Genomic DNA, 18,771 nt, shown 5'->3' with positions numbered 1-18,771 from the left:
AGCATTCCATGACCGCAGACCACTACGACGATCTTGAAACCCGTGACCCCAAGGCGCGCGAAGCGGCCTTGCTCGCCGCCTTGCCCGGTCAGGTGGCCCACGCCCAGACAGCATCGCCCGCCTTTGCCGGCATCCTGGCAGGCGTCGACGCCTCGGCGGTCACCAGCCGCGCATCCCTGGCGCAGTTGCCCGTGACGCGCAAGCACGAGTTGCTGGAGCGCCAGCAGGCCGGCCGCGCCACCAATGTCTTCGGCGGCTTCAGCGCCCTCAACTTCGGTGCCGCCATGCCGCGCGTGTTCGCCAGCCCCGGCACCATCTATGAACCCGAGGGCACGCGCCGCGACTACTGGCGCATGGCGCGCGCCATGTACGGCGCGGGCTTTCGCCCGGGCGAGCTGATCCACAACAGCTTCAGCTACCACTTCGTTCCCGCCGGCTCCATGATGGAGACGGGCGCCCATGCGCTGGGCTGCACCGTGTTTGCCGGCGGCACCGGCCAGACCGAGCAGCAGGTGCAGGCCATGGCCGAGCTGCGGCCGGCCGGCTACATCGGCACGCCGAGCTTCCTCAAGCTCATCGTCGAGAAGGCCGCAGAGATGGGTGTGGCCCTGCCCACCGTGACCAAGGCCCTGGTCTCGGGCGAGGCGTTCCCGCCCTCGCTGCGCGACTGGTTCACCGAGCGCGGCATTGCCGGCTACCAGTGCTATGCCACGGCCGACCTCGGACTGATCGCCTACGAGACCAGCGCCCGCGAAGGCCTGGTGCTCGACGAAGGCGTGATCGTGGAGATCGTGCGCCCCGGCACCGGCGACCCCGTGCCCGAGGGCGAGGTGGGCGAACTGGTGGTGACCACGCTGAACCCCGACTACCCGCTGGTGCGCTTTGGCACCGGCGACCTCTCGGCGGTGCTGCCCGGCACCTGCCCCACGGGCCGCACCAACAGCCGCATCAGGGGCTGGATGGGGCGCGCCGACCAGACCACCAAGGTGCGCGGCATGTTCGTGCACCCCGGCCAGGTGGCCGCCATCGCAAGGCGCTTTCCGCAGGTGCTGCGCGCACGCCTGGTGGTCAGCGGCGAGATGGCCAACGACCAGATGCTGCTGCAGGTGGAGACCACCGAGACCGCCGAAGGCCTGGCGCGCCAGCTGGGCGACGCCATCCGCGAAGTGACCAAGCTGCGCGGCGAGGTGCAGATGGTGCCGCCGGGCAGTCTGCCCAACGATGGCCGTGTGATCGAGGACGCGCGCAGCTATCGGTGAAGACATGGATTCTCGCGAATCCGTTGGACCCATGGGGGATTAATGGAGCAGACCCATATTCCCTATATATAGACATATTCTGCGCATATGGAACCGGGCTGCTGACCCATTTTGCCGAACACCTCCAAAATCCTTGGCAAAGGTCAAACCAAGGGAAAACTCTGCCCCGCTTCGGCGCCAGTGTTTACCCTTAAGTTGCTACGCTATCAGTAGCAACAAACGGTTTTGTATAGAGCCCTTGAAGCCTCTTTTGCTTAAAGTCACTACCCCCCGCATGGTACGTAATTCCCGCAATACTGGCGAATGGGTCGCTGGATATCATGGCCCGTCTTTTACAGAGGAGCACTCATGAAAAAACTGATCCAACTCGCCCTTGTCGCCGCAGCGGCAGCAGCCGCATTCGGCGCCACCGCACAGGAATATCCATCCAAGGACAAGACGGTCACCATCGTGGTGCCCTTCGCTGCCGGCGGCCCCACCGACCGCGTGGCGCGTGACCTGGCCGAAGCCCTGCGCAAGCCGCTGGGCGCCAACGTGGTGGTGGACAACACCGCCGGCGCCGGCAGCTCCATCGGTGCCGCCCGCGTCGCCCGCGCCGCACCCGACGGCTACACCCTGCTGCTCAACCACATCGGCATGTCCACCATGCCTGCGCTGTACCGCAAGCTGGCCTTCAGCGTGCCCAACGACTTCGAATACCTGGGCATGGTCAACGACGTGCCCATGACGCTGATCGCACGCCCCACCATGGCGGCGAACAACTACAAGGAGCTGTCGGCCTGGCTCGCACAGAACAAGGGCAAGATCAACCTGGGCAACGCCGGCCTGGGTTCTGCCTCGCACCTGTGCGGCCTGATGTTCCAGAGCGCCGTGCAGATCGACATGACCCCCGTCCCCTACAAGGGCACGGCGCCAGCCATCACCGACCTTATCGGCGGCCAGATCGACCTGCTGTGCGACCAGACCACCAACACCTCGGGCCAGATCGAATCGAAGAAGGTCAAGGCCTATGCCGTGACCACGCCCAAGCGCCTGACCACCCCTCTGCTCAAGGACCTGCCCACGCTGGCCGAGTCGGGTCTGAAGAACTTCGAAGTGACCATCTGGCATGGCCTGTACGGCCCCAAGGGCACGCCACCTGACATCGCCAAGAAGATCAACGACGCACTCAAGGTGGCACTGAAGGACCCTGAATTCATCAAGAAGCAGGAAGGCCTGGGCGCCGTGGTCGTGACCGACAAGCGCATCGAGCCCGCCGAACACAAGAAGTTCGTCGTGTCCGAAATCGACAAGTGGACTGCCGTCATCAAGGCGGCAGGCACCTACGCCGACTGATCGGCAACCACACACGCAAGACCGCGTACACAGCACTGCGACGAAGCCACCACGCCCCCCGGGCCTGGTGGCTTTTTTGCGCCTTCGGGCGCCCGACAGGGTGTGGCGCCGGGTCCATCGGGTGTCGCATTGGAGCGTCGATCTGCGGGTATTCCATCTGCCCCCAATGCAGGCGCGCGCGTAGAACAGGGGCATACCACCCGACACGACAGACAAGGACGCACCCCATGGCCCAGCAAGCCCCTCGCCCCCTGCCAAGCAACACCGCCATAGCCACCAAGGTCCAGGCCCGCAACCGCCGCAAGGCCATCGCCATGGCCTTCACGCTGAGCGCGCTCGGCGCCCTGGCCGTGGCCACCGCCAGCGCCCTGCTGCTGCCCCGCTCTGCCCACGCCCAGGCCACCCCCGGCGGCTGGCCCAACAAGCCCGTGCGCATCGTCGTGCCCTTTGCGCCCGGCGGCACCACCGACATCCTGGCGCGCGCGCTGACGCCCGACCTGTCCCGCGTGTTCGGCCAGCAGTTCGTGGTCGACAACCGGGCCGGCGCCGGCGGCAACGTGGGTGCCGAGATCGTGGCCAAGGCCCCGGCCGACGGCTACACCCTGCTCATGGGCACCGTGGGCACCCATGGCATCAACCGCGCGCTGTACGCCAAGCTTCCCTACGACCCGATCAAGGATTTCGCGCCCATCACCCTGGTCGCCGCCGTGCCCAACGTCATGGTGATGAATGTCGACAAGGCCAAGTCCCTGGGCATCACCAACGTACAGGACTTCATCCGCGTCGCCAAGGCCAGCCCCGGCAAGTTCAACATGGCGTCGAGCGGCAATGGCACCTCCATCCACCTGGCAGGCGAGCTGTTCAAGAGCATGACCGGCACCTTCATGCTGCACCTGCCCTACCGGGGCTCCGGCCCGGCGCTGCTGGACCTGGTGGGCGGCAATGCCGACGTGATGTTCGACAACCTGCCCTCCTCCATGGCCCAGATCAAGGCCGGCAAGCTCACCGCGCTGGCCGTGACGAGCAGCCAGCGCTCCGGCGCCCTGCCTGATGTGCCCACGGTGGAACAGGCCGGCGGCCCCACGCTCAAGGGCTTTGAGGCCAGCTCTTGGTTCGGCCTGCTGGCTCCGGCCGGCACCCCGCCCGAGATCGTGAACCGCATCCAGCAGGAAGTCGCCAAGTCCCTGGCCTCACCGGCGATGAAGGAGCGGCTGGTGGCGCAGGGCGCGATCCCCGGTGGCAACACACCAGCCGAGTTCGCAAAGCACATCGACGCCGAGCACAAGAAGTGGGCGCAGGTGGTGAAGGCTTCGGGGGCCAAGGTGGATTGAACCTGACCACCTCAGCCATCAAGGGGCGGCTGCCAGCAGGCGTGGCGGCAACAGGCATCCGAAATGCACAAGGCCCGCGCAAGCGGGCCTTCTTCTCATGGTCGCGGCGTCCTGCTGCCGAGACGGGTCACACCCCCCAGACCACGTCCGCCTTCTCCGCCGCACTCTTGCGCAGCATCTCGATGAACGGCGCTGCGCGCTGGCGCAGCTTCACCGTATCGGCGCGGGCGCCTTGGTCGTCCTCCTCCTCCGCGTCCTGGCCTTCTGGGGCCGGCGGCTGGGCTTCGCTGGAGGCCACCGCAGCCTCCAGTGCCGAGATCGCACCGGGGATCTGCGCGGCGGTCACGATGCCGCTGCTGCCAGGGGCCTTGCCGATGATTTCCAGGATCTGGCGGCCCTGGGGTTCGAGCATGATCAGGTCGGCGGCGGCTTTGGACTTGAATTTGTAGAGCATGGTGTGCTGTGGTCTCTCGGGTTGGCTGTGGTTGTCGCAGTTGCCTGGTTGTCTGTGATGTCGTCTAGTTCTTGTAGATGTACTCCCGCGTGAACGGGTAGTCCGATTGTGCGCCGGGCATGGTGCCCGTTGCCGTATCCCCGTCGGGCCGTATAGCCAGCATCTGGTGCAGGGCCATCCAGCCGCGCTCGAACCCGAGGGCGCTCCCGGCAAGGTACAGGCGGTACGCACGCAGTACTTTATCTCCCCGCCCGGCCCCGCCCTGTGCGGCCAGCACCTCGCGCGCCGCAGGCAGTTGCGCCTCCAGCCTGTCGGACCACGCCCACAGGGTGCGCGCGTAGTGCGGGCGCAGGTTCTCGGTGTCCACCATTTCCAGGCCCGCGCGGGCCATGTCCGCCAGCACCACGCTCACGTGCAGCAACTCGCCACCGGGAAAGATGTACGCCTCGATGAAGTCGCCCATGCCGGCGCCCAATTGGGTGTTGCCCACCGCGCCAGCGGTGATGCCGTGGTTGAGCAGCAGGCCGCCTGGGCGCAGCAGGCGGTGCACGGTGTCGAAGTAGCGGCCCATCTGCGCGCGGCCCACGTGCTCGAACATGCCGACGGATGCAATCTTGTCGAAGGGTTCACGGGGCTGCAGCTCGCGGTAGTCGCGCAGCTCCATGCGCACTCGGCCCTGCAGGCCGCGCTCTTCGATCAGGCGCTGCACGTGCGCGTGCTGGTGGCGCGAGAGGGTGATGCCCGTGGCGTCCACGCCATAGTGCTCGGCCGCCCACAGCAGCAGGCCGCCCCAGCCGGCGCCGATGTCCAGGAAGCGCTCGCCGGGTGCCAGGCGCAGCTTGCGGCAGATGTGGTCGAGCTTGGCCTCTTGCGCCTGGCCCAGTTCCATGGCGGCGCCCTGGTAGTAGGCGCAGGAGTACACGCGCCGCTCGTCCAGCCACAGGGCATAGAAGTCGTCGGACAGGTCGTAGTGGAACTGGATATGCCGGGCGTCATGCCCCAGGGTGTGCGCGGCCATGGAACGGGCCCGCGCCAGCGCGCGGTGCCACCATCGGTGCTGCTGCCCGTGCGCGGGGTCGCGGGTGAGCAGGCCGGCCGCAGCGGCCATCAGGTCGCGCATGCCACCTTCGAGTGCCACGCGGCCCTCGACGATGGCGGCGCCCACGTTGCCGATCTCGCCCGTTGCCAGGGCGACGAGAGCCATGCGGTCGCGAAACCGCAAGGTGACGGCGGGCTTGCTGGCGCCCAGTTGCCGGCCCGCAGGCAGCTGGACCGCCATGGGCACGGGCAACGCAGCCAACCGCCCTTCCAGAGCGTGCAGCAGGTGCTTCATGCCAACCATTCTTGGCCCTGTGCTGCAGTGCGTCAACACCCCACCTGGATCGCAAAGGTCGCCCAAACGCTTTTTCGGGATGGCCCCATTGACAGTATTTTGTTTAAGCCTAAACTATTTTCCCATGAACATCCTTTGCATTGGCGGCGGCCCCGCAGGTCTGTATTTCGCCCTGCTCATGAAACAGCAGAACCCGGCGCACCGCGTGACCGTGCTGGAGCGCAACCGCCCGTTCGACACCTTTGGCTGGGGCGTGGTGCTGTCGGACCAGACGCTGGCCAACCTGCAGGCGGCCGATGCCGCCACGGCGCGCCAGATCGGCGATGCGTTCAACCACTGGGACGATATCGAGGTGTTCTTCAAGGGCCGCAGCGTGCGCTCGGGCGGGCACGGGTTCTGCGGCATCGGACGCAAGCGGCTGCTCAACATCCTGCAGGAGCGCTGCATCGCGGTGGGGGTGGAACTGGTGTTCGAAGCCGACGTGCAGGACGACCAGGAAGCCGCCGCGAAGTACAACGCCGACCTGGTGATCGCCAGCGACGGCCTGAACAGCCGCATCCGCACGCGCTACACCACCACCTACCAGCCCGATATCGACCTGCGCCAGTGCCGTTTCGTCTGGCTGGGCACGCACAAGAAGTTCGATGCTTTTACCTTTGCTTTCGAACAGACGGAGCATGGCTGGTTCCAGGCGCATGCGTACCAGTTCGATGCCGACACCTCCACCTTCATCGTGGAGACGCCCGAAGCCGTGTGGAAGGCCCATGGCCTGGACCAGATGGAGCAGCCCGAGGCGATTGCCTTTTGCGAGCGCCTGTTCGGCAAGTACCTGGATGGCAATGCCCTCATCAGCAACGCCACGCACCTGCGCGGTTCGGCCAACTGGATCCGCTTTCCACGCGTGATCTGCAAAACCTGGGTGCACCGCGAGGCCATCGGTGGCAAGCAGGTGCCCATCGTGCTGATGGGCGATGCGGCGCACACGGCGCACTTCTCGATCGGCAGCGGCACCAAGCTGGCGCTCGAAGACGCCATCGACCTGGCCAACGAGTTCGCCACCGGTCTGCCCGTCAATGAGGTGTTGCAGCACTACGAAACGCGCCGCAGTGTGGAGGTGCTCAAGATCCAGAACGCGGCGCGCAACTCCACCGAATGGTTCGAGAACGTGACGCGCTACACCGGCATGGAGGTGGAGCAGTTTGCCTACTCGCTGCTCACGCGCAGCCAGCGCATCAGCCACGAAAACCTGCGCCTGCGCGATGCGCAGTGGCTGGAAGGGTACGAGGGCTGGCTGGCGGGCGGCAAGACCGCCGTGCCGCCCATGCTGACACCGTTCAAATTGCGGGATCTCACGCTCAAGAACCGCATCGTCGTCTCGCCCATGGCCACCTACAGCGCGGTCGATGGCGTGCCGCAGGACTTCTTGCTGGTGCACCTGGGCGCGCGCGCCCTGGGCGGCGCGGCGATGGTGATGGTGGAGATGACCAGCCCCACGCCCGAAGGCCGCATCACCCCCGGCTGCACGGGCCTATGGAACGACGCGCAGCAGGCTGCGTTCGCGCGTATCGTGCAGTTCGTGCATGGCAGCAGCAGCGCCAAAATCGGCATGCAGCTGGGCCACAGCGGCCCCAAGGGCTCCACCCGCGTGGGTTGGGAGGGCACGGACGAGCCGCTCGAACAAGGCAACTGGTCCCTGCTGGCCGCCAGCCCCCTGGCCTATGGCGACCAGAACCAGACCCCCACGGCGATGACGCGCGCGGCCATGGATGCGATGACCGCAGCCTTCACCGACAGCGCGCGCCGCGCCGCTGCCTGCGGCTTCGACTGGCTGGAGCTGCACTGCGCGCATGGCTACCTGCTGGCCAGCTTCATCAGCCCCATCACCAACCAGCGCACGGACGAATACGGCGGCAGCCTCGCCAACCGCTGCCGCTACCCGCTGGAAGTGTTCACCGCGCTGCGCGCCGTGTGGCCGGCGGACAAGCCCATGAGCGTGCGCATCTCGGCCCACGACTGGGCGCCCGGCGGCACCACGCCCGACGATGCGGTGGAGATCGCGCGCCTGTTCAAGGCGGCGGGGTGCGACCTGATCGACGTGTCTTCCGGCCAGACCACGCGCAGCGCCAAGCCGGTCTACGGACGCATGTACCAGACACCGTTTGCCGACCGCATCCGCAACGAGGTGGACATAGCCACCATGGCCGTGGGCGCGATCACCGAGGCCGACCACGCCAACAGCATCATCGCGGCCGGCCGTGCCGACCTGTGTGCCATCGCCCGCCCGCACCTGGCCGACCCGGCCTGGACGCTGCACGCCGCGGCCCAGTTGAGCCCCGTGGCCGCCGCCCATACCGACTGGCCCGTGCAGTACCACAGCGGCCGCGACCAGATGCTGCGCGAGATCGGCAAACAAAAGCAGCTGCAGGCCGCATTGGAAGCGCAGCAAAAGCGCGGCTCCAACGAGGAAGAGGGCTAGGCCATGGACCTCGAAGCCCGACTGCACGGCGCCGCGCCGAGCGAGCACCCCGAGGCCCTGCGCCTGTGGCTGCGCATGCTGACCTGCACGCAGCTGATCGAAAAGCAGGTGCGCGCCGGCCTGCGCGCCCAGTTCGACACCACGCTGCCGCGCTTCGATCTGATGGCACAGCTCGAACGCGCGCCCGACGGCCTGAAGATGAAGGACCTGTCGCGCCGCATGATGGTCACGAGCGGCAACGTCACCGGCATCACCGACCAGCTCGTGGCCGAGGGCCTGGTGGAGCGCGTGGACGTGGAGGGCGACCGCCGCGCCTACTGCGTGCGCCTGACGCCCCAGGGCCGCCAGCAGTTCAACGACATGGCCCGCCAGCACGAGCAGTGGATCGTCGAGGCCTTCGCCTCGCTGGGCGAGCGCGACATCGCCACCCTGCACCGGCTGCTGGGCAGGGTCAAGGAACACACGCAACAACACCCTGTGGAGACAGAGCAATGAAGCACAACATCAGCGCGGCCAACCCCATGCGCGCGCAGTTCGAACCCAAGGCCCCTTACGCGGCCCAGCATTTCGCCTGGAGCTTTGCCGACGGCGTGGGCACCGTCACGCTGAACCGGCCCGAACGCAAGAACCCGCTGACCTTCCAGAGCTATGCGGAGCTGCGCGACTTCTTCTACGCGCTGCGCTTCGCCACCGACGTGAAGTGCGTGGTGGTCACCGGCGCGGGCGGCAATTTCTGCTCGGGCGGCGACGTGCACGAGATCATCGGCCCGCTGACCACAATGAGCATGCCCGAGCTGCTGGAGTTCACGCGCATGACGGGTGACCTGGTCAAGGCCATGCGCGCCTGCCCGCAGCCCATCCTGGGCGCCATCGACGGCATCTGCGCCGGTGCGGGCGCCATGATGGCCCTGGCCTGCGACATGCGCTACGGCACGGCGGCGGCCAAGACGGCATTTCTCTTCACCCGCGTGGGCCTGGCAGGCGCCGACATGGGCGCCTGTGCATTGTTGCCGCGCCTCATCGGCCAGGGCCGTGCCTCGGAGCTGCTGTTCACCGGCCGCGCGATGACCGCACAGGAAGGCCTGGCCTGGGGCTTCTTCAACGGCCTGTACGACGCGGCCGACCTGCTGCGAGAGGTGCAGGAGACCGCTCGCTCGCTGGCCAGCGGCCCGACCTTTGCGCATGGGATGACCAAGACCATGCTGGCCCAGGAATGGGCCATGACCATCGACCAGGCCATCGAGGCCGAGGCCCAGGCCCAGGCCATCTGCATGCAGACGCAGGACTTCCGCCGCGCCTACGAGGCCTTTGCGGCCAAGCAGAAACCCGTGTTCGAGGGGGACTGAGCCATGCACGTTGCCACCCCACCGGCGCCCTGCCCGCCTTCGACGGCCCACCTGGCCCTGCCCTTCTTCGACGACGCACACCGCGCGCTGGCGCGCGGCCTGGTGCCCTGGGCCGCGGCCCAGGACGTGGACGAGACCGACGACCGCGCTGCCTGCCGCGACTGGGTGCAGCGCCTGGGCGCGGGCGGCTGGCTGCGCTACTGTGTGCCGGCCGCGCATGGCGGCGCTCTGCCCGCGCTGGACTCGCGCGCGCTGGTGCTGCTGCGCGAAACCCTGGCCTTCCACTCGCCCTTGGCGGACTTCGCGTTTGCCATGCAGGGCCTGGGCAGCGGTGCCATCACCCTGGCCGGCAGCCCGGCCCAGCAGGCCCACTACCTGCAGGGCGTGGCCAGCGGCCAGCTGATTGCGGCTTTTGCACTGAGCGAGCCCGAGGCCGGGTCGGACGTGGGCGCCATGCGCACCACGGCGCTGCCGGCAGCCGGCGGGGCCTATGCCCTCGATGGCAGCAAGACCTGGATCAGCAATGGCGGCATCGCCGACTTCTACTGCGTGTTCGCAAAGACCGAGCCGGACGGCGGCACGCGCGGCATCAGCGCCTTCATCGTCGATGCCACGGCGCAAGGCCTGGACACGTCGAAGCACATCCACGTGATGGCCCCGCACCCGCTGGCCACGCTGGCCTTCACGGATTGCCAGGTGCCCGCCACCGCCCTGCTGGGCGAGTTGAACGGCGGCTTCAAGCTGGCCATGCGCACGCTGGACATCTTCCGCGCGTCCGTGGCTGCCGCAGCCCTGGGCATGGCCCGCCGGGCCCTGGCCGAGGCCGTGCACCATGCGCGCCAGCGCAAGATGTTCGGCCAGACGCTGGCGGACTTCCAGCTCACGCAGGCACGCATCGGCGAGATGGCGGCGCTGGTGGACAGCGCGGCGCTGCTGACCTACCGCGCCGCCTGGCTGCGCGACGAGGGTGAAAAACACGGCGGCACGCGCGTGACGGCGGAGGCGGCCATGGCGAAGATGACCGCCACCGAAAACGCCCAGCGCGTGATCGACATGGCGCTGCAGCTGCATGGCGGGCGCGGCGTGGAGGTGGGCAGCAAGGTGGAAAGCCTGTACCGCGACATCCGCTCGCTGCGCATCTACGAAGGCGCCACCGAGGTGCAGCAGCTCATCATCGGCAAGGCCGTCCTGCGAGCATCCTGACCCGCAGCCCACAAGGAAGGATCAACCCCATGGCCCACCCCAGCGCCCAGCCCGACCAGTTCGTGCACGACCGCCTGCCCGCACGCGAAGCCCTGCCTGCGTTCCACTACGACACACCCGAGCTGCAGATCGCCGACCAGGCCAATCTGGTGCAGGCCCTGTTCGACCAGGCCGAGCGCGCCGGCCATGGCGACCGCCCCCTGCTGCGCGGCCCGCACCGCAGCTACAGCTACCGCGAGGCACGCACCGAGGCCGCGCGCATTGCCGAGCTGCTGACACGGGAACATGGCCTGGTGCCCGGCAACCGTGTGCTGCTGCGCGGCGGCAACACGGTGGAGATGGCGCTGGCCTGGCTGGGCGTGGTGCACGCCGGGCTGGTGGCGGTGGCCACCATGCCGCTGCTGCGCGCGGTGGAGCTGGGCAGCATCATCGAGCGGGCCCAGCCCACGCTGGCGCTGTGCGATGGCCGGCTGCTGGCCGAGCTGCAGGCGGCCCAGGCGGAGCACCCGGTGCTTGCCACCACCATCGCTTTCCACACCGCGCCCGATGCGGGCGACCTGCTGGTGCGTGCGCAGGCCATGCCGGGCACCCTGCCGGCATGCCCCACGTCGGCCGACGACGTGGCACTGATGGCCTTCACCTCGGGCACCACGGGCGCGCCCAAGGCGGCCGTGCACACACACCGCGACGTGCTCGCCGCCTGCGAGGCCTGGCCGCGCCATGTGCTGCGCGCCCGGCCCGAGGACATCGTCGCGGGCTCGCCACCTCTGGCCTTCACCTTCGGGCTCGGCGGGTTGCTGCTGTTCCCGATGTGGGCCGGCGCCAGCATCTACTTCCCGGACCAACCCTACACGCCCGAGACCATGGTGCACCTGATGCGCGAGGCCGGGGTGACCATCTGCTACACCGCCCCCACCTTCTACCGCCAGATGGCGCCGTTCGCGCGCCAGCTGGGCCTGCCCACGCTGCGCACCAGCGTGAGCGCTGGGGAGGCCCTGCCCGACGCCACGCGCCAGCTGTGGAAGGAGGCCACGGGCATCGACATGACCGACGGCATCGGCGCCACCGAGATGTTCCACATCTTCATCTCGGCCGCAGGTGGCGAGAGCCGCGCCGGTGCCATCGGCAAGGTGGTGCCGGGCTACCAGGCCAAGGTGGTGGACGGCCAGGGCAAGGAACTGCCGCGTGGCACAGTGGGCAAGCTCGCAGTGGTCGGCCCCACCGGCTGCCGCTACCTCGACGACCCGCGCCAGGCCAAGTACGTGAAGAACGGCTGGAACTACCCGGGCGACGCCTTCGTGCAGGACGCGGACGGCTACTTCTTCTACCAGGCGCGCGACGACGACATGATCATCACCGCAGGCTACAACGTCGGCGGCCCCGAGGTGGAAGACGCCCTGCTGCGCCACCCGGCCGTGGCCGAATGCGCCGTGATCGGCGTGCCCGACGAGGAGCGCGGCATGGTGGTCAAGGCCTACTGCGTGCTCAAGCCCGGCCACACGGGCGACGCCGCCATGGCCAAGGCCTTGCAGGACCATGTGAAGGCCACCATCGCCCCGTTCAAATACCCGCGCCTGTTGGAGTTCGCGGCCACCCTGCCGCGCACGGAAACGGGCAAACTCCAGCGCTTTCGGCTGCGCCAGCGCGAAGCCGCTGCAGCAGCAGCCACTCCTTCATCGAACACGACACCATGAACACCCACTTGCACCCCCCCGGCTGGGCCATGCCCAAGGGCTACGCCAACGGCGTGGCCGCGCGCGGCACGATGATCTTCACCGGTGGCCAGATCGGCTGGAATGCCGAGCAGCAGTTCGAGAGCGATGACTTCATCGCCCAGACGCGCCAGACCCTGCTCAATGTGCGCGCCGTGCTCGAAGCCGGTGGCGCCGGCCCCGAGCACCTGGTGCGCCTGACCTGGTACGTGGTGGACCGCAACGAGTACAACGCACGGCTGAAGGAGTTGGGCGTGGTCTACCGCGAGGTGCTGGGCAAGAACTTCCCGGCCATGGCTTGCGTACAGGTGGCCGGCCTGATGGAAGAGCGCGCCAAGATCGAGATCGAGGCCACGGCCGTAGTGCCCGACGCGTGACCGCTCAGGGCGCACAGGGCCTGTCAACAAGCCCTATCCCGCCTGGCCTGCGCCGCTTTCGAGCGCAGCTGGCGCACGGCGCCCCCAACGTTCCATGAGCGCCTTGCCGTAGAGGATGAACACCAGCGCCGCACCGATCAGCGGCAACGCGGCATACACCCAGCCTGTGAGCAACTCGCCGCCCAGCGCCACGCCCACCAGCAGGGCCACGGCCGGGTTCACGAACGAATAGCTGCCCGCCAGCGCGGACGAGGTGTTCTGCAGCAGCCACAGGTAGGCGTTGAGCGCCACCAGCGTGCCGAAGAACAGCAGGTACACCCAGGCCGCCCACGACTTCGCACTGACCTGGCCGAGCGCACTGACCGGCTCGAAGCACAGCGCCACCACCAGGCCCATGGCCCCTCCCGTGAACCACTGCGCGGCCGAGGCCATGGCCGGCGCGGGCAGGCTCAGCCTGCGCGAGGCGTAGGAGCCGATGCTCCAGCACAGCGGCGCGCCGAAGGCCAGCAGCGCACCCAGCCAGGTGGCCGAGAAGTCGCCCTCCATCGCCAGCAGCAGCGCCCCCACCACGCCCAGGCCCAGGCCGATCCAGCTGGTGGCGGGCACACGCTCGCCACCCCAGCGCGACCAGAGCGCAAGCCACATGGGCATGGTGGTGACCACCGTGGCCATCAGGCCCGAGCCGATGCCCATCTTCTGCGCAAAGCCCATGAGGTTCATCGCCAGGAAGACCATGCACCCGCCCACCACGGCCGAGTTGCGCCACTGCACGGCCGTGGGCAGGGCATGGCCCTGCCACAGCGCCACGGCCAGCATGATGGCGCCGGCGCAGAGGAAACGGATGGCGTTCATCAGCAGTGGCGGCATGGTCTGCACGGCGATGCCGATGGCGAAATAGGTGGTGCCCCAGACCACGTAGACCAGCAACAAGGCGATGGCGATAGCCCACACACGGTGCTTGCCTGCTTGCGCATTGAAAAATGTCGGCATATTCTTCACCTGACCGGAAAATTTATGGAAATCACCTTGATTTCGGAATTTTTACCAAATTCATGCGCTTATGCAAGCAAATATTCAGACAGATGAGATAGACACCAGAATTATTTCTGCCTTGGGCACCGATGGCCGACGTTCATACGCCGACGTCGGGGCCGAAGTGGGCCTGTCGACGGCTGCCGTGCATGAGCGGGTGAAGAAGATGCTGGACAAGGGCGTGATCCGCCGTTTCTCGATCAGCGTGGACCATGAGCGCGTGGGGCTGAACTTCACGGCCTTTGTCGCCATCCGCAACGATGGCGGCATCCACTGCCGCGACGTGGCGCCGCGCCTGCGCGCCATGCCCCAGGTGGAAGAGCTGCACAGCGTGGCGGGCGAGTACGACTTCCTGGCCAAGATACGCACCACGCATGCACGTGCGCTGGAAGACGTGATCTACGAGATCAAGGCGATTGCGGGCGTGGCCCGCACCACCAGCACCGTGGTGCTCAATACCGAGTTCGAGGACCGCCCGCTGGACCTGAACTGGATGAACGACAAGGCGGGCTGATTCTTCAGATGGCGATGCCCGGCAGGGCATTGCGCACCGCGCGCACCAGGCTGTAGACCGTGAGGGCCGAGGTCTTGGGGTTGGCCGCCAGCGGCAGGTTCTCCATCTGCAGCTCAAGGCAGCCGAAGGCACCGCGTGCGATGACGGTATGCACGTTGCGCACCACGCCAGGGTCGGCCACCAGCTCGACCTGGGTGCGGTCCAGCCCCAGCCCGGCCAACGAGACCGTCGCCGCCACGTTGGCGTTCTTCGGGAACTGCCGGGCCGCCTCGCGTGCGCTGCCGCGAAAAATGACCTGTGGCGTCGCCAGGCGGGTCAAGTCGAAGGCCGGCTCGGCCGGCGTGCCCGCCCAGCTCAGCGGTGGCTTGCGCCCCACATAGACCACCTCGTCAAGCCCGCCGAAGCGCGCTGCGGCCAATGCGTCGATGGCGCCGATGGCGCCGGCCACCAGTTGCAGCCGGGTGCCGCCTTCATGGGCCGCCGCCTCCAGCCGTGCGAGCAGATCCGTATCGTGCAGGGCGCCGACCGAGGCCATGGCACAGGGGATGCCGGCCTGCAGGGCAGGCACCACATGGGCCAGCACCGCAGTGTGGCCAGCGCATTCGACGACAAGATCAGGGCGCTGCCCCGGCCCGCAATCCAGCGTGCTGGCCACACGCACATCCGGCGCGATGGCTGTGCACGCCGCCTGCGCGGCCACAGTGGAGCCCGGGGACACGATGACCTGCGCCAGCCGCACCCGATGGTCACTCGCCAGTTCCCGCGCCAGGGCCTGGCCGATGGCACCAAACCCGACCACGGCGAGCCGCAGCGGTGAGTGCACCCGCGTCATGCCGGGGCCGCCGTGTTCGGAAAGCGCTCGGCACAGCGTGCATGCCAGCGGCGCCAGTCGCGGCCCGGGTGCACCTCGCCGCAGTGCGCGCAGCTGCGCTCGGCCGGTGCGCAATCGTAGAAGGCCGAGTAGGTGCGCGGCAGGTCCTCGACGATGCTCGTGAGCTGCAGCTCGCTGCGCACCACCAAGCCGCCGCAGGCCGCGCAGTACCACTCGAAAGCGTCGATGGAGCCCACGGGCCGGCTGCGCTCCACCACCGTGCACAGGCTGCCCGGCTCCGGGCGCTGCGGCGAATGGCGCACATGGGCAGGCAACAGGAAAATGTCTCCCTCGCGCAGGTGCACGCGCTCGAACTTTCCGCGGTCGGCGATCAGCAGCGAGGCGTTGCCCTTGAACTGGTGGAAGTATTCCTCGTAGGGGTCGTCGTGGAAGTCGGTGCGCTCGTTGGGGCCGCCCACCACGGTGCAAACCAGGTCGGCGTTCTGCCATATCTGCTGGTTGCCCACGGGGGGCTGCAGGCGCGCACTGTTGGCATCGAGCCAGTGCTGGAAGTTCAGGGGCTTGCTGTGGTGGTCGTAGGCCACGTCGGCTGGCTGGTAGGGCATGGGGACACTCACTTTCGAAACAGGGAAAACCACCGCACCAGCAGGCGCCGCAGCCTGTGCCACGCAGATGGGGGAGGCAGGTGATCGGCGGAAACGCCCAGCAGCCGGCTGAAACGCTCGAAGAACTCTTCGCTGAGCTTGCGCGAGCTGGCCTCGACCAGCCGGTTGCCGAACTGCGCCAGGCGCCCGCTGAGCTGCACCTGCACCCACCAGTGCAGCACCGTGCCGCCATCGGCCGTGGGCGCAAAGCGCACGCGCGCCGTGCCCTGGCCGCTGCCCAGGGCGCCCGCCTGGCCGACGAAGACCATGGTCAGCGACCGGGGCGGCTGCAGGTCGTGCAGCGTGACATCGCTCTTGAAGCGCACCGACAGCGGGCCCAGGCCGACCTTGACCGTGGCCTCGTAGTCCGTGGGGCTGCGCTGGGCCAGGGCCTCGCAGCCGGGGATGCTGGCCTGCAGGTTCTTTGCATCGAGGATGGCCTGCCAGACCTGGGCCGGCGGTGCCGCCAGCAGCTGCCGGCCGCCAAAGCCATCCTTGGGCGCTGCTTCTTGGCCTGCCTCTGCTGGCGCCTGCCGGACCGCCGGTGGTGCCAGTGGCGCATGGCGCGGCAGCGCCTCGCCCGTGAGGGCGGATACGCAGCGCCGCACGAGCACACCCGCCAGGTGGCAGCGGTAGCCGGCCGAGGCATGCAGGTCGCCCAGCGCCGAGAGGCTATCGGGTGCGACGGCAGACAGGGCTGCCAAGCCGAGTTGGTCGCTGAGCGCCTCTTCGGCATCGGACCAGCGCGTGACGCCCATGCCCAGCCCGGTCACGGCCACGCGCACCTGGCCCGCCCCGGTATGCGCCACGGCCACGCCGACCAGCGCAAAACGCGAGGCCGGCTGCTCGAACTTGAGGTAGTGCAGGCCCGCCATCTGCGCAAAGCGCACCCCGACAATCAGCTCGCCCGATGCCAGCGCCGTGGTGTACAGGCCCTGGAAGTAGGCATCCGCCGCGATCTCGCGCTGCGAGGTGACAATGGTGGCACCCGCTGCCAGCACGCCCCCCGGCCAGCAGGCCGCTGGGTCGTTGTGCGCGAGCGAGCCGCCGAGGGTGCCCATGTTGCGCACCTGCGCATCGGCAATGCCGCCGGCCAGGGCCGCCAGGCCGGGCGCGAAGCCGCGCACGGTGGCGCTGGCCGCGACGCTGGCATGCGTGGCCATGGCGCCGATCCACAGCGCAGGCGCGCCGTCCGGCCCGGTTTCCACGCGGATATCGCGCAGGCCCGGCACGTCCTGCAGGTCGACCAGCAGCGACGGCGTGGCCATGCCCAGCTTCATCGCGGCCAGCAGCGACTGGCCGCCCGCCAGCCAGGCCTGGCTGCCTTGCGGCGAGGGGGTCATCAGCGCCAGCGCCTCGGCCAGCGAGGTGGGACGCTCAAAGTCCAGTGCGTTCATGCCGGCTCCGCTCCGCGCATCGCGGTCAGGCCTTCGCAGACCGCCTTCACGATGCCCTCGTAGCCCGTGCAGCGGCACAGGTTGCCACCCAGGGCATGGCGCACCCAGTGCGGGTCGATGGATTCGCCAGCGGCCTCGGGCTCGTCGGCCATGGCCACCGCGCGCATCAGAAAGCCCGGCGTGCAGAAGCCGCACTGCAGCGCATGGTGGCGGCTGAAGGCCTGCTGCATGGGGTGCAGCCGGCCCTGTGCCGGGGCCAGGCCCTCGACCGTGCGCACCGCCCTGCCCTGCACCTGCACGGCCAGCACGTTGCACGACTTCACGACCCGGCCATCCACCTGCACCGTACAGGCGCCGCACTGGGCCGTGTCGCAGCCCTGGTGCGTGCCGCACAGGCCCAGCGGGCCGCGCAGGCAATCCACCAGCAGCGTGTTGGCCTCGACCTGCACGCTGCACGCGCTGCCGTTGACCTCTATCCGGACTTCCTGCATGCCCTGCTTCATCCTGTGGTGGTCATCAGGCCAGGCGCAGGCCACAGCCCGCGAAGGCTTCGCGCGTGGCAGCCAGCTCGGCTTCGGTCATGTTCAGCAGTGGCCGGCGCACCGGGCCGCCGTGCTGGCCCAGCAACTCCTGCCAGGCCTTGCCATGCGCCTGCGGCTTGCCGGCAGGCTTGCTGGCGCGGAACGCGGCGCGCACGGGCTCCAGGCTGTCGCGCACCTTGCGCGCCTGTGCATGCTGGCCGGCAAACGCGAGACGGGTGTATTCGTTCATGCGCTGGTCGACCTTGGTCTGCAGCAGGAAGGGAGGCGTGGAGCACAGGTAGAGCTTCCAGTTGAGCTCGATGATGTTCTCCAGCCAATCCTCCTCGGAGGGGTTGCTCACCTGGATCTTGTGGCCGGCCAGTTCGGTCAGGCGCTTGTAGCGGGCGCGGTCGGCGCTGTACTTGATGGCCACGATGTTGGGCAGGTCGGCGATGCGGTTGCACAGCTCGGGGCTCATGGTGTAGCCGCAGTCGGGGTGGTTCCACATGGCGATGCCGATGTCCAGTTGCTCCGACAGGTAGCGGTAGTACTCGTAGATCGTCTCCTCGGTGTCGGCACCGAAGTGCAGCACCGGGCTGTGCACGATCACGTAGTCGGCGCCGGCGTTGGCCGAGTGGCGTGCCAGGTCGAGCACCACGTCGAGGTTGGTGTCGGAGCACGAGGTGATGATGCCGCAGCGGCCGATGCCGCAGCGGTCGCCTGCGGCCTGTGCGGCCTCGACCGACAGGGTGATCAGGCGCTTGCGCTCCTGCACCGACATGGCGAAGAACTCGGCCTGCTTGCCCGCGATGAACAGGCCGCCGAGCTTGAGGTCGCGGATCCAGTGGTCCATGTTCTGGCGCAGCGCCTTCTCGTCGATGCGCAATGCCTCGTCGAAGGGGGTGAGGTTGGCGGCCCAGACGCCGACGAAATGTTCGCGTGCGTATTCCTTGGCTTCAGACTTTTGGTAATCCATGGTGTTTTCCTTTCAAGACATGGGTTCGG

At 68.2% G+C, this 18,771-nt stretch carries 18 protein-coding genes; 10 read left to right on the top strand and 8 right to left on the bottom strand.

From position 1 onward, the window contains the following. The first annotated feature begins 8 nt into the window (after positions 1-8). From ACSQ3Y_RS04760 to ACSQ3Y_RS04750, 3 genes are all read left to right on the top strand, one after another. Positions 9-1,259 carry a phenylacetate--CoA ligase family protein gene (locus tag ACSQ3Y_RS04760; RefSeq protein WP_436176581.1) on the top strand — a complete coding sequence of 417 codons (1,251 nt, stop codon included), beginning with the start codon at positions 9-11 and terminating at the stop codon, positions 1,257-1,259. Between the two features lie 348 nt (positions 1,260-1,607). After that, positions 1,608-2,594, top strand: a complete 987-nt coding sequence (locus tag ACSQ3Y_RS04755) for a tripartite tricarboxylate transporter substrate-binding protein (protein WP_436176580.1) — start codon at positions 1,608-1,610, stop codon at positions 2,592-2,594. 314 nt (positions 2,595-2,908) lie between these two features. Further along, complete coding sequence (locus ACSQ3Y_RS04750) at positions 2,909-3,925, top strand: Bug family tripartite tricarboxylate transporter substrate binding protein (RefSeq protein WP_436180084.1); 1,017 nt, start codon at positions 2,909-2,911, stop codon at positions 3,923-3,925. A gap of 127 nt (positions 3,926-4,052) precedes the next feature. On the opposite strand, the gene ACSQ3Y_RS04745 is transcribed toward ACSQ3Y_RS04750, so the two are convergent. Next, entirely contained in the window at positions 4,053-4,379 is a 327-nt protein-coding gene (locus tag ACSQ3Y_RS04745; RefSeq protein ID WP_436176579.1) for a DUF1840 domain-containing protein, read from the bottom strand. A 64-nt stretch (positions 4,380-4,443) separates the two neighbouring features. Continuing rightward, entirely contained in the window at positions 4,444-5,712 is a 1,269-nt protein-coding gene (locus ACSQ3Y_RS04740) for a class I SAM-dependent methyltransferase (protein WP_436176578.1), read from the bottom strand. A 124-nt stretch (positions 5,713-5,836) separates the two neighbouring features. Here ACSQ3Y_RS04740 and ACSQ3Y_RS04735 point away from each other — a divergent pair, with 124 nt between their 5' ends. Genes ACSQ3Y_RS04735 through ACSQ3Y_RS04710 form a run of 6 tightly spaced genes read left to right on the top strand, consistent with a single transcriptional unit; the run spans position 5,837 to position 12,826 of the window. Then, complete coding sequence (locus tag ACSQ3Y_RS04735) at positions 5,837-8,188, top strand: bifunctional salicylyl-CoA 5-hydroxylase/oxidoreductase (RefSeq protein WP_436176577.1); 2,352 nt, start codon at positions 5,837-5,839, stop codon at positions 8,186-8,188. Positions 8,189-8,191: 3 nt separating this feature from the next. After that, entirely contained in the window at positions 8,192-8,683 is a 492-nt protein-coding gene (locus tag ACSQ3Y_RS04730; protein WP_436176576.1) for a MarR family winged helix-turn-helix transcriptional regulator, read from the top strand. Further along, on the top strand, positions 8,680-9,534 hold the full coding sequence (locus ACSQ3Y_RS04725; RefSeq protein WP_436176575.1) for an enoyl-CoA hydratase family protein: 855 nt from the start codon (positions 8,680-8,682) through the stop codon (positions 9,532-9,534). The genes ACSQ3Y_RS04730 and ACSQ3Y_RS04725 overlap by 4 nt, the downstream gene beginning before the upstream one ends. Before the next feature lie 3 nt (positions 9,535-9,537). After that, the gene (locus tag ACSQ3Y_RS04720) at positions 9,538-10,737 is read left to right on the top strand and encodes an acyl-CoA dehydrogenase family protein (protein ID WP_436176574.1); all 1,200 of its coding nucleotides are present in this window, start codon (positions 9,538-9,540) and stop codon (positions 10,735-10,737) included. A gap of 29 nt (positions 10,738-10,766) precedes the next feature. Further along, the gene (locus tag ACSQ3Y_RS04715; protein ID WP_436176573.1) at positions 10,767-12,431 is read left to right on the top strand and encodes an AMP-binding protein; all 1,665 of its coding nucleotides are present in this window, start codon (positions 10,767-10,769) and stop codon (positions 12,429-12,431) included. Next, on the top strand, positions 12,428-12,826 hold the full coding sequence (locus ACSQ3Y_RS04710; protein WP_436176572.1) for a RidA family protein: 399 nt from the start codon (positions 12,428-12,430) through the stop codon (positions 12,824-12,826). Before ACSQ3Y_RS04715 ends, ACSQ3Y_RS04710 begins: the two co-directional genes overlap by 4 nt. A 33-nt stretch (positions 12,827-12,859) precedes the next feature. On the opposite strand, the gene ACSQ3Y_RS04705 is transcribed toward ACSQ3Y_RS04710, so the two are convergent. Beyond that, positions 12,860-13,816, bottom strand: coding sequence for an EamA family transporter (locus ACSQ3Y_RS04705; protein ID WP_436176571.1), 957 nt, complete (start codon positions 13,814-13,816; stop codon positions 12,860-12,862). A gap of 70 nt (positions 13,817-13,886) precedes the next feature. On the opposite strand from ACSQ3Y_RS04705, the gene ACSQ3Y_RS04700 reads away from it, so the two are divergent. Continuing rightward, complete coding sequence (locus ACSQ3Y_RS04700) at positions 13,887-14,372, top strand: Lrp/AsnC family transcriptional regulator (RefSeq protein ID WP_305743622.1); 486 nt, start codon at positions 13,887-13,889, stop codon at positions 14,370-14,372. 4 nt (positions 14,373-14,376) lie between these two features. Here ACSQ3Y_RS04700 and ACSQ3Y_RS04695 read toward each other — a convergent pair whose 3' ends face one another. Genes ACSQ3Y_RS04695 through ACSQ3Y_RS04675 form a run of 5 tightly spaced genes read right to left on the bottom strand, consistent with a single transcriptional unit; the run spans position 14,377 to position 18,742 of the window. Then, on the bottom strand, positions 14,377-15,204 hold the full coding sequence (locus ACSQ3Y_RS04695) for an aspartate dehydrogenase (RefSeq protein WP_082603990.1): 828 nt from the start codon (positions 15,202-15,204) through the stop codon (positions 14,377-14,379). Next, complete coding sequence (locus ACSQ3Y_RS04690; RefSeq protein ID WP_057199873.1) at positions 15,201-15,809, bottom strand: 3-hydroxyanthranilate 3,4-dioxygenase; 609 nt, start codon at positions 15,807-15,809, stop codon at positions 15,201-15,203. Before ACSQ3Y_RS04690 ends, ACSQ3Y_RS04695 begins: the two co-directional genes overlap by 4 nt. An 8-nt stretch (positions 15,810-15,817) precedes the next feature. Further along, positions 15,818-17,245, bottom strand: a complete 1,428-nt coding sequence (locus tag ACSQ3Y_RS04685) for an FAD binding domain-containing protein (RefSeq protein WP_436176570.1) — start codon at positions 17,243-17,245, stop codon at positions 15,818-15,820. Then, positions 17,242-17,748: a (2Fe-2S)-binding protein gene (locus ACSQ3Y_RS04680; protein ID WP_235514224.1), complete on the bottom strand. Its 507-nt coding sequence runs from the start codon at positions 17,746-17,748 to the stop codon at positions 17,242-17,244. The genes ACSQ3Y_RS04685 and ACSQ3Y_RS04680 overlap by 4 nt, the downstream gene beginning before the upstream one ends. A gap of 13 nt (positions 17,749-17,761) precedes the next feature. Continuing rightward, positions 17,762-18,742: a dihydrodipicolinate synthase family protein gene (locus ACSQ3Y_RS04675; protein ID WP_057199872.1), complete on the bottom strand. Its 981-nt coding sequence runs from the start codon at positions 18,740-18,742 to the stop codon at positions 17,762-17,764. Positions 18,743-18,771 lie beyond the last annotated feature (29 nt).

Source organism: Acidovorax sp. LjRoot66, from assembly GCF_964253305.1.
In the GTDB taxonomy this organism is placed as follows: Bacteria; Pseudomonadota; Gammaproteobacteria; order Burkholderiales; family Burkholderiaceae_C; genus Acidovorax.
The sequence above is the reverse complement of the archived record's forward strand: the minus strand, read 5'-3'. Positions and strand labels throughout refer to the sequence as shown.

Bases quoted from the DNA above. Each gene is read 5' to 3' on its own strand.
- ACSQ3Y_RS04760 (WP_436176581.1), top strand. From the start codon at position 9: ATGACCGCAGACCACTACGACGATCTTGAAACCCGTGACCCCAAGGCG.
- ACSQ3Y_RS04755 (WP_436176580.1), top strand. From the start codon at position 1,608: ATGAAAAAACTGATCCAACTCGCCCTTGTCGCCGCAGCGGCAGCAGCC.
- ACSQ3Y_RS04750 (WP_436180084.1), top strand. From the start codon at position 2,909: ATGGCCTTCACGCTGAGCGCGCTCGGCGCCCTGGCCGTGGCCACCGCC.
- ACSQ3Y_RS04745 (WP_436176579.1), bottom strand. From the start codon at position 4,379: ATGCTCTACAAATTCAAGTCCAAAGCCGCCGCCGACCTGATCATGCTC.
- ACSQ3Y_RS04740 (WP_436176578.1), bottom strand. From the start codon at position 5,712: ATGAAGCACCTGCTGCACGCTCTGGAAGGGCGGTTGGCTGCGTTGCCC.
- ACSQ3Y_RS04735 (WP_436176577.1), top strand. From the start codon at position 5,837: ATGAACATCCTTTGCATTGGCGGCGGCCCCGCAGGTCTGTATTTCGCC.
- ACSQ3Y_RS04730 (WP_436176576.1), top strand. From the start codon at position 8,192: ATGGACCTCGAAGCCCGACTGCACGGCGCCGCGCCGAGCGAGCACCCC.
- ACSQ3Y_RS04725 (WP_436176575.1), top strand. From the start codon at position 8,680: ATGAAGCACAACATCAGCGCGGCCAACCCCATGCGCGCGCAGTTCGAA.
- ACSQ3Y_RS04720 (WP_436176574.1), top strand. From the start codon at position 9,538: ATGCACGTTGCCACCCCACCGGCGCCCTGCCCGCCTTCGACGGCCCAC.
- ACSQ3Y_RS04715 (WP_436176573.1), top strand. From the start codon at position 10,767: ATGGCCCACCCCAGCGCCCAGCCCGACCAGTTCGTGCACGACCGCCTG.
- ACSQ3Y_RS04710 (WP_436176572.1), top strand. From the start codon at position 12,428: ATGAACACCCACTTGCACCCCCCCGGCTGGGCCATGCCCAAGGGCTAC.
- ACSQ3Y_RS04705 (WP_436176571.1), bottom strand. From the start codon at position 13,816: ATGCCGACATTTTTCAATGCGCAAGCAGGCAAGCACCGTGTGTGGGCT.
- ACSQ3Y_RS04700 (WP_305743622.1), top strand. From the start codon at position 13,887: ATGCAAGCAAATATTCAGACAGATGAGATAGACACCAGAATTATTTCT.
- ACSQ3Y_RS04695 (WP_082603990.1), bottom strand. From the start codon at position 15,204: ATGACGCGGGTGCACTCACCGCTGCGGCTCGCCGTGGTCGGGTTTGGT.
- ACSQ3Y_RS04690 (WP_057199873.1), bottom strand. From the start codon at position 15,809: ATGCCCTACCAGCCAGCCGACGTGGCCTACGACCACCACAGCAAGCCC.
- ACSQ3Y_RS04685 (WP_436176570.1), bottom strand. From the start codon at position 17,245: ATGAACGCACTGGACTTTGAGCGTCCCACCTCGCTGGCCGAGGCGCTG.
- ACSQ3Y_RS04680 (WP_235514224.1), bottom strand. From the start codon at position 17,748: ATGAAGCAGGGCATGCAGGAAGTCCGGATAGAGGTCAACGGCAGCGCG.
- ACSQ3Y_RS04675 (WP_057199872.1), bottom strand. From the start codon at position 18,742: ATGGATTACCAAAAGTCTGAAGCCAAGGAATACGCACGCGAACATTTC.